General features: G+C 65.7%; 15 protein-coding genes. 13 read left to right on the forward strand and 2 right to left on the reverse strand.

Going from position 1 to position 11,427, the window contains the following annotated elements; translation table 11 throughout:
* The 10 genes from AB4Y86_RS03460 to AB4Y86_RS03505 form a co-directional block, all read left to right on the forward strand.
* A partial coding sequence (locus AB4Y86_RS03460; RefSeq protein ID WP_441400102.1) for a hypothetical protein occupies positions 1-723 on the forward strand: 723 nt, incomplete at its 5' end.
* Positions 720-1,142: a hypothetical protein gene (locus AB4Y86_RS03465; protein WP_441400103.1), complete on the forward strand. Its 423-nt coding sequence runs from the start codon at positions 720-722 to the stop codon at positions 1,140-1,142. The genes AB4Y86_RS03460 and AB4Y86_RS03465, both read left to right, overlap by 4 nt.
* Complete coding sequence (locus AB4Y86_RS03470; RefSeq protein ID WP_441400105.1) at positions 1,142-2,602, forward strand: terminase large subunit domain-containing protein; 1,461 nt, start codon at positions 1,142-1,144, stop codon at positions 2,600-2,602. The genes AB4Y86_RS03465 and AB4Y86_RS03470 overlap by 1 nt, the downstream gene beginning before the upstream one ends.
* Positions 2,603-2,611: 9 nt before the next feature.
* Positions 2,612-3,910, forward strand: a complete 1,299-nt coding sequence (locus AB4Y86_RS03475; RefSeq protein ID WP_441400107.1) for a phage portal protein — start codon at positions 2,612-2,614, stop codon at positions 3,908-3,910.
* Complete coding sequence (locus AB4Y86_RS03480; RefSeq protein WP_441400109.1) at positions 3,907-4,515, forward strand: VG15 protein; 609 nt, start codon at positions 3,907-3,909, stop codon at positions 4,513-4,515. The genes AB4Y86_RS03475 and AB4Y86_RS03480 overlap by 4 nt, the downstream gene beginning before the upstream one ends.
* A complete protein-coding gene (locus tag AB4Y86_RS03485) occupies positions 4,515-4,997 on the forward strand; it encodes a hypothetical protein (protein WP_441400111.1) in 483 nt (160 codons plus the stop codon). The genes AB4Y86_RS03480 and AB4Y86_RS03485 overlap by 1 nt, the downstream gene beginning before the upstream one ends.
* A 12-nt stretch (positions 4,998-5,009) precedes the next feature.
* The gene (locus AB4Y86_RS03490; RefSeq protein ID WP_441400113.1) at positions 5,010-5,279 is read left to right on the forward strand and encodes a hypothetical protein; all 270 of its coding nucleotides are present in this window, start codon (positions 5,010-5,012) and stop codon (positions 5,277-5,279) included.
* Between the two features lie 113 nt (positions 5,280-5,392).
* Complete coding sequence (locus tag AB4Y86_RS03495; RefSeq protein WP_441400114.1) at positions 5,393-6,226, forward strand: phage major capsid protein; 834 nt, start codon at positions 5,393-5,395, stop codon at positions 6,224-6,226.
* A 2-nt stretch (positions 6,227-6,228) separates the two neighbouring features.
* Entirely contained in the window at positions 6,229-6,543 is a 315-nt protein-coding gene (locus AB4Y86_RS03500) for a hypothetical protein (protein ID WP_441400116.1), read from the forward strand.
* Complete coding sequence (locus tag AB4Y86_RS03505) at positions 6,540-6,854, forward strand: hypothetical protein (RefSeq protein ID WP_441400118.1); 315 nt, start codon at positions 6,540-6,542, stop codon at positions 6,852-6,854. The genes AB4Y86_RS03500 and AB4Y86_RS03505 overlap by 4 nt, the downstream gene beginning before the upstream one ends.
* 310 nt (positions 6,855-7,164) lie before the next feature.
* On the opposite strand, the gene htpX is transcribed toward AB4Y86_RS03505, so the two are convergent.
* Positions 7,165-8,037 carry a zinc metalloprotease HtpX gene (gene htpX, locus AB4Y86_RS03510; protein ID WP_441400120.1) on the reverse strand — a complete coding sequence of 291 codons (873 nt, stop codon included), beginning with the start codon at positions 8,035-8,037 and terminating at the stop codon, positions 7,165-7,167.
* A 61-nt stretch (positions 8,038-8,098) separates the two neighbouring features.
* Positions 8,099-9,370: an MFS transporter gene (locus AB4Y86_RS03515; protein WP_441400122.1), complete on the reverse strand. Its 1,272-nt coding sequence runs from the start codon at positions 9,368-9,370 to the stop codon at positions 8,099-8,101.
* 181 nt (positions 9,371-9,551) lie between these two features.
* Between AB4Y86_RS03515 and AB4Y86_RS03520 the strand changes: the two genes are divergently transcribed.
* The 3 genes from AB4Y86_RS03520 to AB4Y86_RS03530 all read left to right on the forward strand — a co-directional run.
* Positions 9,552-10,379, forward strand: a complete 828-nt coding sequence (locus AB4Y86_RS03520) for a class I SAM-dependent methyltransferase (protein WP_441400124.1) — start codon at positions 9,552-9,554, stop codon at positions 10,377-10,379.
* Positions 10,380-10,563: 184 nt separating this feature from the next.
* On the forward strand, positions 10,564-11,031 hold the full coding sequence (locus tag AB4Y86_RS03525; RefSeq protein WP_441400126.1) for a Fur family transcriptional regulator: 468 nt from the start codon (positions 10,564-10,566) through the stop codon (positions 11,029-11,031).
* A gap of 24 nt (positions 11,032-11,055) precedes the next feature.
* On the forward strand, positions 11,056-11,427 hold a 372-nt coding region (locus AB4Y86_RS03530; protein ID WP_441400128.1), incomplete at its 3' end, for a catalase.

Genomic DNA, 11,427 nt, shown 5'->3' on the forward strand with positions numbered 1-11,427 from the left:
GACCGCCAAGACCTGGTGCAGACCGTGGCCGACCTGAAGGCGTGGCGTCCCGGTGTCGCCGTCCTAGACAGCGTCGGTGAACTAATGCCAACCATGGGGCTAAGTTCCAACAGCCCGGATGACTTCACCATCGCCCACACATCAGTGCTAAAACCGCTTGCAATGGCAGGGGCCGCAGTTATCGCCATCGACCACGTAGCCAAGAACACCGAATCCAAGGCACAAGGCCCAACCGGGACGGCGGCAAAGTCGCGGGCAGTCGGCGGAACCATGTTGCGGGTARCCGTCAAGGATGCATTCACGCCTGGTCACGGCGGCGCGGCGTATCTGAACGTCAAAAAAGACCGCCATGGTGGTCTGCGGTCCAACTCGCCACGCGGCGACAAGGAACCCTTGGGCGGAACCTTCAAGCTCTTCCCGGACGGCAACTTCGCGGTCTTCGCGGCTCAGGACGGGGAACGGATGCCGGAGGCAGTCCCGGCCGTGGACCTGGCCGAGCTAAAGGCGCTGGACCCCCCGCCCTCAACCGTGAGGGACGTCAAGGAACGCCTGAGATGGAGCACCGACCGGGCCGCAACAGCCATGCGTGTCTATAAGCAGCAATGTTCCGCTGTTCCTGTACCTGACACACAGGGTGGAGGAACAGGAACACGGCCAATCGAACAGTCTGTTCCTGTTCCGGAACTGTTCCCCAAGTTCGAGGAACGGAGGCTGGCGTCTTGAGTCTCCTGAAGTCCTGTCTGGTCTGCGGTGAAGTCAGCGACGGACCCCGCTGCGAACTGCACCGGCCTAAGCCCGTCGTCTCCAAGGCATCACGAGAGGAACGCGGCTACGACTGGTCATGGCGCAAGCTCTCCAAGCGTGCAAGGTCCATCCAGTCCTTCTGCACCGACTGTGGAACCACTAAGCGGCTCACCGCTGACCACTCCCCCGAAGCATGGAAACGGAAGGCGGAGGGCAAGTCCATCACCCTGGACCTGATCGACGTCGTCTGTGCCAGCTGCAACTCCAAACGCGGATCCGCACGCGGCGAAACACAGACCTGGGGGGTAGGGGAACGGGACTCGCCGCTCCACCCACCGGCGAAGGCAAAGTTTCCGATACTCCCGGTATCAGGTAACCCGGCTGGCGGTGGTAAGTAGTGGCAGCTGGACCGAAGCGGGCTATTACGGCCGAGCCGCTGGACTTCAAGGGCTGGCCGAAGGATCGGGCTAAGCGTCGGGAGCGGTTCATCCGGGACTTCCTGGTGATCCCTCGCGGCCACGGCGCTGGTAAGCCGGTGAAGTTGCGGGACTTCCAGCAGGACATTATCCGGGGAGCGTTCGCACCGGGCATCAGGACGGCGCTGGTATCCCTTCCTCGCGGCAATGGGAAAACGGCGTTTGCGGCAATGGTCGGACTCGCTGAACTGTTTGTCGGTCCGCCGTCCGCTGAGGTCCTGGTGGTGGCATCGGACCAGCGCCAGGCGAACATTACATTCAAGCTTGCCAAGCGCATGGTGGAACTTAACCCGGTCCTCGCGGAGCGGGTACAGGTGTATCAGGACCGGCTCTATGTTCCGGAGAATGACGCGACACTGACCCCGCTGCCGGCCGAGTACGGAGCGCTTCAGGGCTTTGACCCCTCGCTGCTGATCGTGGATGAACTGCACGTCGTCACGGAATCGGTTTGGGAGGCCGCGACGACCGCCGCCGGCAAGCGTCCGGAGTCCCTGACCCTGGCTATCAGCACCCCGGCCGCGTCGGAGGACAGCATCATGTGGACGCTGGTGAAGCACGGCAGGGAGGGCGATGACCCACAGTTCTACCTGAAGGAGTACGCCGCCCCGGACGGCTGCGACGTGACCGACAGGGAGGCGTGGCGCACCGCGAACCCCGCGCTGGCTTGCAAGGATCCTTTCCTCGCTGAGGACGCCCTGGAGGCGGTCCGGAAGACCATCCGGGAACCCGTTTTTCGCCAGTTGAGGCTAGGGCAATGGGTTACCGGAGTGGAGTCCTGGCTACCGTTCGGCGCGTGGGACAAACTGGCGGACCCGGCGCGGACCCCGGAGTCCGGGGAACGTATCGTGATGGCCTTCGACGGATCCGCTTCCGGAGACTCCACCGCCCTGGTGGGCTGCACGGTCGGGCCGGTCCCTCACCTGTTCATCATCGGGCTATGGGAAAACCCCGGCGATCCCCGCTGGCGCGTGCCGCGTCGGGAAGTCTCCGAGACCGTGGCGGAAGCGTTCGCCCGGTACGACGTCGCGGAACTGGCCGCGGATCCTTGGGGCTGGCGGTCGGAGCTTGAGGAATGGTCCGGGCAGTTCGGGGCTAAGCACGTCCTGGAATGGAACACGGCGCACGCACAGCGCATGGCCCCCGCAACGGACCGCATGTATCAGGCCGCGGTAAAGGGCACCCTCTCCCACGACGGAGACCTGAGGTTCGCTAAGCACATTTCACACGCGGTGGCGAAGTCCACCACCTTGGGCGACTTGATCGTCAAGGACAAGCGGAACTCACCCCGCAAGATTGACGCCGCAGTCGCGGCAATCGTTGCCCTGGACCGGGCAGCGTTTCACACGAAAAACACCGTCCGCCGTCGCGTGGCCGGATTCTAGGAGGAACCAATGAACGACTTGCTCAACACCCTGTTTCAGAAGCTCGACGCACCCGCGGCCCGCTACTCCGAGTTGGATAAGTACTACGCCGGGGAGCAGGCCCTGGCATTCCTGGCGCCGGAAGCCCGCGCCGCTCTCGGTACCCGGTTCGGGCGCATGTGCTCCAACATCCCCCGGCTGGCGGTCACGGCACTGGCCGAGCGGCTGCGGATCATCGGCTTCCTTCAGGCTGGCGCACCGGACCCGCAGCTGTGGCAGGACTGGATCCGCAACGACCTGGATCAGCTGGGAGCGGTAGCGCACCGGGAGGCCCTGACGCTGGGCACCAGCTACGTGATTGTTTGGGCGAACGCGGCCGGCGCGCCTCAGGTGACAGTGGAGTCCGCCCGCCAGGTGGCGGTGGTCCGGGATCCGGGAACCCGCCGTATCGTCGCCGCTGTGAAGCGCTGGGAGACCGCGAAGACCACGGAGGCAGTGCTCTACGAGGCGGACCGAATCACCCGCTTGAGTGCCAACAGTGTGGGCGCGGCGACGTTCGGGCAGTTTGAGACTCTGGAAGTCCTGGACAACCCGCTGGGCGTGCCCCCGGTGGTGGAGCTTCAGAACAGTGACCGGCTGCTGGATAACGGCGTATCCGAGATGGCGGACCTTATCCCGCTGGTGGACGCGCTGAACAAGCTGCTGGCGGACATGATGGTGGCCTCTGAGTATTTCGCCCGCCCGCGCCGCTGGGCGTCCGGCCTTGAACTTGGGGAAGATGAGGACGGCAACGCGGTAAACCCCATCGCGGAGGACCACCGCATGATGGTGAACGAATCGCCAGAGGGGAAGTTCGGGCAGCTGCCCCCGGCGGACCTGGCAGCGTATGAGGCATCGGTCCGGGTCCTGCTGGGTCAGATCATGGCCGTCTCCGGTCTCCCCGCCCATTACGTCGGAGCACTGACCAACGCGCCGACTTCCGCCGATTCCATGCGGGCCGCGGAGGCGTCACTGGCAGCGCGGGCAGCGGCCCGTCAATCACAGTTCGGGCGCGGCTGGGAAGACGTGGCCCGGCTCATGGTGGCAGTTCGCACCGGACTGGATCCGCTCTCCCTGGACGTGCGGATCAAGTGGGCCGACACCACAACCCGGTCCGTCGCGCAGGAAGCGGACGCCGCTGTGAAACTGTTTGCCGCCGGCTTGCTGCCCGCCTCCACCACCCTGGACCGGCTGGGCTACTCGGACGATGAGATCCTGGCTATCCGCCAGGCACGCCGGACTGAGGCCCTGGACATGGCCGGCACTGACCTGAAGGGGCTGCTGGCGTGAGCACCTACGAGGACACCATCAAGGGGCTGGGCGCGGGCGCGGAGTCGATCATCCTTCAACTGTGGCAGGCAGTACAGGACGGCCGGCTGGGTCTGGATGACTTCCACGACATCGCCGCTCAGGCCATTGCCCTGGCGAATCAGCAGGGACGCGCTGCCGCGGAGCTGGCACTGTCCGGATTCCTCACCGCGGCGACTGGGGAGGTAGTGATCCCCGGAACCATCCTGGTGGCTGCTGCTGACGACACCGCCAGGCTCGCCAAGGCCATGCAGACCATCACGGCGTCCAAGCTGGACACCATCATGCAGCTGGCCCGCATCGCCAAGTCCGAACCTATGGAAGCAGCCGCCCGGCAGTTCTCCGAAGGTATCGCCCGGAGCCCCAAGACGACGGGCTGGGTCCGGGGCTTGGAAGGTGACGCCTGCCAGCTCTGCACCTGGTGGTGGCGTGAGGGTCAGGTCTGGCCCAAGGACCACCCCATGCCGACGCATAAGGGTTGCGCCTGCACCCCGATCCCCACCGTCTCGACCGATATTCAATCCACCGGATACACCAGAAAGCTCGCCGCCGCGAAGGCCGGCAACGGGCAGAAAGTAGCAGCATAATGACGACTCCCACCATTCCCCTGACCGACTCCAGCACCGAGCCCGAAGCAGTCCTTCCGGACACGACGGAGACCCCGCAGGACGCCGCTGTGACGCCGGAAACCGAGACGGACACCCCGGAGGACACTGGAGCCCCTGAGGCGCCGTCAGAGGGCGACACGTTCCCCCGCGATTATGTGGAGAAGCTGCGGAAGGAATCCGCCGGCTACCGGGACAAGGCTAAACGGGTCGATGACCTCGCCGCCCGGCTCCACACGGCCCTGGTTGCCGCTACCGGCCGACTCGCTGACCCGGAAGACCTGCCCTTCGATGAATCCCGGCTGGACGACCCCGCGGCCCTCACGGCAGCGGTGGACGACCTGCTGGCCCGCAAGCCGCACCTGGCAAGCCGGAAACCCCGCGGAGACGTCGGGCAAGGAACCGTGTCCGGGGCATCCGATACCGTGGACCTCGCCGGAATCCTCCGGTCACGAGCAAGCTAAAAAGGGGACAGCATGAGCAACGACTACGGGACAGCATGGGATGCACTGACGGACGCCATAGGGGCAGCTAAAGGCCAGAGCGCAGGCAGTATCACCGATCAGGACCACTTGACCATTGACCAGCGAATCAAGGTTGCAGAAGTTGCGGCCCTGCTGTCCATTGCTCAGGAGCTTTCCGCTTTGAATCCTCAGAACACTAGTTCCCGCGATGACGACGGCAATCAGGTGAACGGCTGGGGCGTCATCACAAAGAGAGCGTCCACAGCAGGCAAATCGGTATAGCTTTCCATACCCCCTGGGGGTATAGTGAAGGGGTCGGGTCAGGTACCCGGCCCCTTCGCTTGTCCCGGTGGCCAGCGTGAAAACCAGAAACCCTTTCACGTTAGGAAAACACCATGACTCTCGACACCACCACCGGGCAGACCCTCATCCGTGAGCAGGTCGCCAACATCCTGGTTCAGCCGCTTGAGGCCGCGTCCGTCATCCTCGCCGCCGGCCCCCGGATCTTCGACTCCTCCGAGCCGCTGAAGATCCCCACCCTGACCGGCTCCACCGATCCGTCCTGGGTCGCTGAGAATGAACTGATCCCCGACTCCGACGTCACGTTCGGGGAAATCAACCTCATGCCCTCGGACCGCAAGTCCATCAAGGCGCTGACCAAGTTCTCCAACGAGATGGCCCGCCAGTCGAACATCGGTCTGGACGCCGTCCTGAAGGCCCGCATCGTCAAGGACGTGGCGGACAAGCTGGACACCGCACTCCTGAACGGCAACGGCGCAGCTAAAACCGTGACAGGCATCATCAATCAGGCCGGCACCCAGCAGGCAGTCCTGGACGCCACGGACGCCGATTCCTTCCTGGACGCGCTGGCCCTCGCCGCCGCCGCGGAAGTCACCCCGAACCGCTGGTTCATGTCGGGCACGGACTTCTTCTCGGTCCGCAAGCTGAAGGACTCCAATGGCAAGTACCTGCTGGAATCCGACATCACCGCCGGCACCACTTACCGGCTGTTCGGGATCCCGGTAACGGTCACCAACAAGCTGGCAACCGGCAAGGCAGTCCTGGCGGACATGTCACAGGTCGCCGTGGTCCGGGACATTGCCCCTTCCGTGACCGTCCTCTCCGAACGGTTCGCGGAATACGACCAGCAGGCCATCCGCGTGGTCACCCGCTACGACCTCGGACTCCTGCACCCCGAAGGCGTGGTCATCCTCACGAAGGCCGCGTAACTATGGCTGCGGTCACCGGCAAAGACGTGGCCGACTTCCTCGGTCAGGGCGACAACCCCGAACTTGTCGCCCTGGCCGGGCAGCACGTCGCTATCGTCACGGCAATGGCTCACGCCTACACGCGGGGCAAGGGCTTCACTGGCACGGCCCCGGACGCCGACGTGGCCGCGGTCATCACCACCGCCACGGCCCGGCTCCTGACCAATCCGGGGCAGCTCAGTGAACAGGTGGGACAGGTCAGTGTCAGGGGCAGCTTCAACAGCTGGACCCTGGCCGAGACGTTCGTCCTGAACCGCTACAGGAAGCGGGCCAAGTGATCTACAAGGACAAGGTCATCGTGCTGACCGGCGGCGGCAAGGACGCCAAGGGCAACCCCCTGCCAGTCATTGAGGAAGGACCGTTCCCGGCACAGGTCAATCCGATCCGCTCCGACGAATCGGTCCAGTACGGAGCTGCACCCCTGACGGCGTACTACCGGCTGGTGATCGGATCCAAGGCCGGCGGCAAGCTCACTCCGACAGGTCAGGTCAAATGGCGGGGCAGGAAATTGTCCGTCCAAGGTGATGTTGAGCCCTGGATGGTAAACGGCCGGCTGCACCACTACGAAGCAACCCTTCGAGTGGGATAGCCAGGCGTCAACGTCACCCCCCGGTTTTGCCTTTTCGTACCGGGATCAGGGAACGATGGGAGCCTATCCCCGAACATCGCAAGGCACCCAGCGCCAACAGTAGGACCCTCGCCTCACGGTGGGGGTCCTTCCTGTTTAGTCCGCAAAAAGTCCGCAAGAGGTCCGCAAACGGGCCACTTGGGGCATATTCATCCAACCGACAAAACCCCGGAAACTCGCGGTAGACAGCACCATTCAATACCGGCCAACTACTGGCTGGCAGTTCGTGAACTTCCGCAGCTAGGGCCGATTCCGCGGATTGCCTGCGGACCTAGCCCAGCGGGCGGCCGGCCATCCGCTCCAGCCGGTCAATCCGCTCGCTCATCGGCGGGTGCGTGGAAAACATCCTGGCCACGCCGCCGCCGCTGCGGAACGGGTTGGCGATCATCAGGTGCGAGGCGTTCACCAGCCGCTGGTCCTGCGGCAGCGGCGCGAGCTGCACGCCCTGCTCGATCTTGCGCAGGGCGGAGGCGAGCGCCAGCGGGTCCCCGGTGAGGGTTGAGCCGTCCTCATCGGCGTCGAACTCCCGGGTACGGGAGATGGCCATCTGGATCAGCGAGGCGGCAAACGGCGCCAGCAGGGCCGTCGCGATCAGGGCCAGCGGGTTGGCATTGCGACGGTCCCCGCCGCCGAAGAACAGCAGCATCTGGCCCACCGAAGTGATCACGCCGGCGACGGCGGCAGCCACCGAAGAGGTCAGGATGTCCCGGTTATAGACGTGCATCAGCTCGTGGCCCAGCACGCCGCGCACTTCGCGGGCGTCGAGCAGCTGCAGGATGCCTTGCGTGCAGCACACCGCCGCGTTCTGCGGATTCCGGCCGGTGGCGAAAGCATTCGGGGCCATGGTCGGTGAAATGTAGATGCGCGGCATCGGCTGGTTGGCGCGGACCGACAGTTCGCGGACAATCTGGTACAGCTGGGGCGCCTCGGCCTCCGTCACGGGGTAGGCCTGCATGGACCGGATCGCGATCTTGTCGCTGTTCCAGTAGCCGTAGGCAGTGGTACCGACGCCGATCAGCGCCATGATCCAGATGGGAGCCGAGCTGCGCGTCCCGGTTGCAATCAGCGCCCCCAGGCCGAGCAGCACCGCCCAGAGCACGCCGAACAGGGCCGCCGTCTTCAGGCCGTTGTGATGGTTGTGCACTGATCCTCCCAAGCCGTGCCGTTGGATGTCCTTCGGGATCACCCACCTGAGAAACGAACCGCTAAGGGGCCGGGTTCCGCGCGTCGTACTTCAGGAAACCGGACTGCCAGCGGGCAACGAGCCAGGCCACCGCCGCGCACAGCACACCGCCCGCGAGCAACACCCAGCCCTCACTGAGCAGCCTAGTCGCGCCGCCCGCCAACATGTCGCCCACCCGGGGCCCGCCTGCCACGACGACGACAAAGACGCCCTGCAGCCTGCCGCGGAGGTGGTCCGGAGTGGCGGACTGGAGGATGGTGGTGCGGAAGACGGCGCTGACGGAGTCGGCGATGCCGGCCAGCGCGCAGCACAGGGCGGCGGGCACCAGCCACAGGGTCACGCCGTGGGCACCGGAACGGCCGGCGAGTACGACGACGAGGCCCAGCCCGGCGATCGAGGCGCCCCAGCCCATCACGGACCACACCACCGCCGCRCCCTGCGCCCGGACGGCGCCCAACGGGCCGGAGAAGAGGCCGGCCAGGAAGGCGCCGACGGCGGTCGAGGCGAGCAGCACCCCGACGGTGGCGTCGCCGCCGCCGATCATCAGCGCGGCGATGGCCGGCAGCAGCGCCCGCGGCTGGGCGAGGATCATCGCCACAAGGTCGATCACGAAGGTCATCCGCAGGTTGGGCCGGGTGCCGAGGAAGCGGAAGCCCTCCACGACGGAGCGCAGTCCCGCCCGGTGCGCGACTTGCCCCGGGGGCATCGGCGGCAGCCTTAACAGGGCCCAGAGGACGAACGCGAAGCTGGCCACGTCGATCGTGTAGGTCCAGGCGAAGCCGATCGCGGCGACCAGCACGCCGGCCAGCAGCGGCCCGGCAGTCATGGTCAGGCCGAAGATCATCATGCTCAGGGCATTGGCCGCGGGCAGGAGCTCCTTGCGCACCAGCATCGGGATGATGGCGCTGCGGGCAGGCTGGTTGATGGCCTGCGCGCCGCTCTGCAGGGCAATCAGGACGTACAGCAGCCACACGTTACCGAGCTGCAGCCAGGCCTGCAGCGCCAGGCCGACGGTGGTCAGCCAGAGCACCGCGGAGGCGAGCAGCGCGACGGTGCGGCGGTCGTGGGCATCCGCGATGGACCCGCCAAGGAGTCCGCCGACCACCAGCGGAACGAGAGCGAAAATGCTCAACAGGCCCACGTAGAGGCTGTCCTGGGTGAGCCGGTAGACCTCGAGGCTTACGGCCACCAGGGTGAGCTGGCTGCCCAGCGCCGAAGCGGCGGAACCGAGCCACAGGCGCCGGAACGCCGGGCTCTCGCGTAACGGCGTGATGTCCGCCAGGAATTTCCCCACCGGGCAACTCTAGCGGCGGGAAGCTCACCCGTTGGAGCGGCGCCCTGTGATCGCGGGGTGTCGCTTCACCGGGCTTCAGTTCGCAGCAGGAGGCGGCTTGCCCGGCGCGTCCGAATACGGAAGAGCTACCACGCCAAGGAGCCTCCGTCTTCTACAAGCTGCCCTTCAGTAGGGTGGAGGAATGACCCGAGATCATGACCCGCGGGCGCGGGCGGCAGTTGTCGGCACGGGCMGTTGGATTGCCGCCGCCAGAGCGTTGGAGACGGCCCGTCCGGACCGGCTTTTCAACGATCCGTGGGCCGAGCTTCTGGCGGGAGAAAGCGGCAAAGCCAGCTTGGAGGCCGCGGACTACAACCCGTTCCTGCCGGTCCGGACACGATATTTTGACGATCGCATTCTCGGCGCGGCCCGGATGGGCTCGCAGATCGTCTTGCTTGGCGCTGGCTTGGATGCCAGGGCCTTTCGGCTCGCGCTCCCGGTCTCCTGCACTGTGTTCGAGATCGACCACGCAGAGGCGTTCGCAGAGAAGGAAGCCATCCTGCGCACTGCAATACCCCGATGCGAACGAAGGTGCGTCCACGCCGACCTGTCCGGTCCTTGGACCTCGGCCCTTCTCGATTCAGGCTTTGACCGGCGCACACCAACGGTATGGGTTGCCGAGGGACTCTTCTTTTACCTGACAGACGCCGATGCCGAGTCCCTTGTCCGAGATGCCGCAGCCTTGTCCGCAGGCGGTTCCACCTTCCTGGCGGATATCTTTGGGACCGGCTTGTTGGCGTTGGAAGGCATGGCTCCGCTGGTGGCCGCGAGCAAGAGCGCGGGCCGGCCGCTGCCGTTTTGTACCGATTCCCCCGAGACACTTTTTCGGGCCGGCGGCTGGAGCGAGTCGGCGGTGGTCCAGCCCGGACAGCCCTCAGCAAACTTCGGTCGACTAACTCAGGTCCCCGCCTCGCGGGATGCCGGGCAGCAAACCAACGTCCGGACCTACCTGCTGACGGCCACGCGGTGAGGAATCGGACGAGGCTCCCCCGCCGCTGCGGGCGCTGCCCCTCGGGATGAGCGTGACGCACTACGCAGGCCCGCATTGGTCAGTCCCTGCGCAAGAGCGGCCCGACCCCGGTCGAGCGGGATGAACAGCGGTAATAAGCCGCACCTTATTATGAACAGCTAACAATAAGTGCTTGAATAGGGCCATGACGGATCACCTGGGTAGCAGCGAGGCATGGGCGGCAGCGCTGCGTGCCCACGGCCGCCGGGTGACCAAGCAGCGGCTCGCCGTGTTGACCGCCGTCGAACGCCACCCGCATTCGCCGGCGGAAGGCATCCTCGCCGCCGCCCGCGAGGACCTGCCCGAGCTCACTGCACAGTCCGTCTATGTGGTCCTGGGAGACCTGACCGAACTGCAGATGCTCCGCCGCTTCGAACCTCCGCATTCGCCCGCGCTGTATGAGACCAGGGTCGGCGACAACCACCACCACGCCGTCTGCATCAGCTGCGGCCGCGTCGAGGACGTCGAATGCGCCGTCGGCCATGCGCCGTGCCTCACCCCGCACTGGGACGCAAACTCCCGGCCCATGACCATCCAGATCGCGGACGTCCTGTACCAGGGCATCTGCGAGGAGTGCCAGCGCCAACAAAAACTTCCCGCCGACCGAATCTAAGTTAGAAACAGAAATAGGAGAATGATGACTCAGAACATCTCTGCGCCCGCAGTATCCACGACACAGTCCGGTGCCCCCGTCGCTTCCGACGCCCACTCGCAGACCGTCGGCGCCGACGGCGCGATCATCCTGACCGACCACTACCTGATCGAGAAGCTCGCCCAGTTCAACCGCGAGCGCGTCCCGGAGCGCATCGTGCACGCCAAGGGTGGCGGAGCGTTCGGTACGTTCAAGACCACCGGAGACGTCTCCGCCTACACGAAGGCCGCCCTGTTCCAGTCGGGCACCGAGACGGACATGCTCATCCGTTTCTCCTCCGTCGCCGGCGAGAGCGGCTCGCCCGACACCTGGCGCGACCCCCGCGGYTTCGCCGTGAAGTTCTACACCACCGAGGGC

It is taken from the genome of Arthrobacter sp. 2YAF22_2 (assembly GCF_052114645.1).
Lineage (GTDB): Bacteria > Actinomycetota > Actinomycetes > Actinomycetales > Micrococcaceae > Arthrobacter.

Coding starts and splice junctions, on each gene's coding strand:
- AB4Y86_RS03475 (WP_441400107.1), top strand. CDS start 2,612: ATGAACGACTTGCTCAACACCCTGTTTCAGAAGCTCGACGCACCCGCG.
- AB4Y86_RS03485 (WP_441400111.1), top strand. CDS start 4,515: ATGACGACTCCCACCATTCCCCTGACCGACTCCAGCACCGAGCCCGAA.
- AB4Y86_RS03490 (WP_441400113.1), top strand. CDS start 5,010: ATGAGCAACGACTACGGGACAGCATGGGATGCACTGACGGACGCCATA.
- AB4Y86_RS03495 (WP_441400114.1), top strand. CDS start 5,393: ATGACTCTCGACACCACCACCGGGCAGACCCTCATCCGTGAGCAGGTC.
- AB4Y86_RS03500 (WP_441400116.1), top strand. CDS start 6,229: ATGGCTGCGGTCACCGGCAAAGACGTGGCCGACTTCCTCGGTCAGGGC.
- AB4Y86_RS03525 (WP_441400126.1), top strand. CDS start 10,564: ATGACGGATCACCTGGGTAGCAGCGAGGCATGGGCGGCAGCGCTGCGT.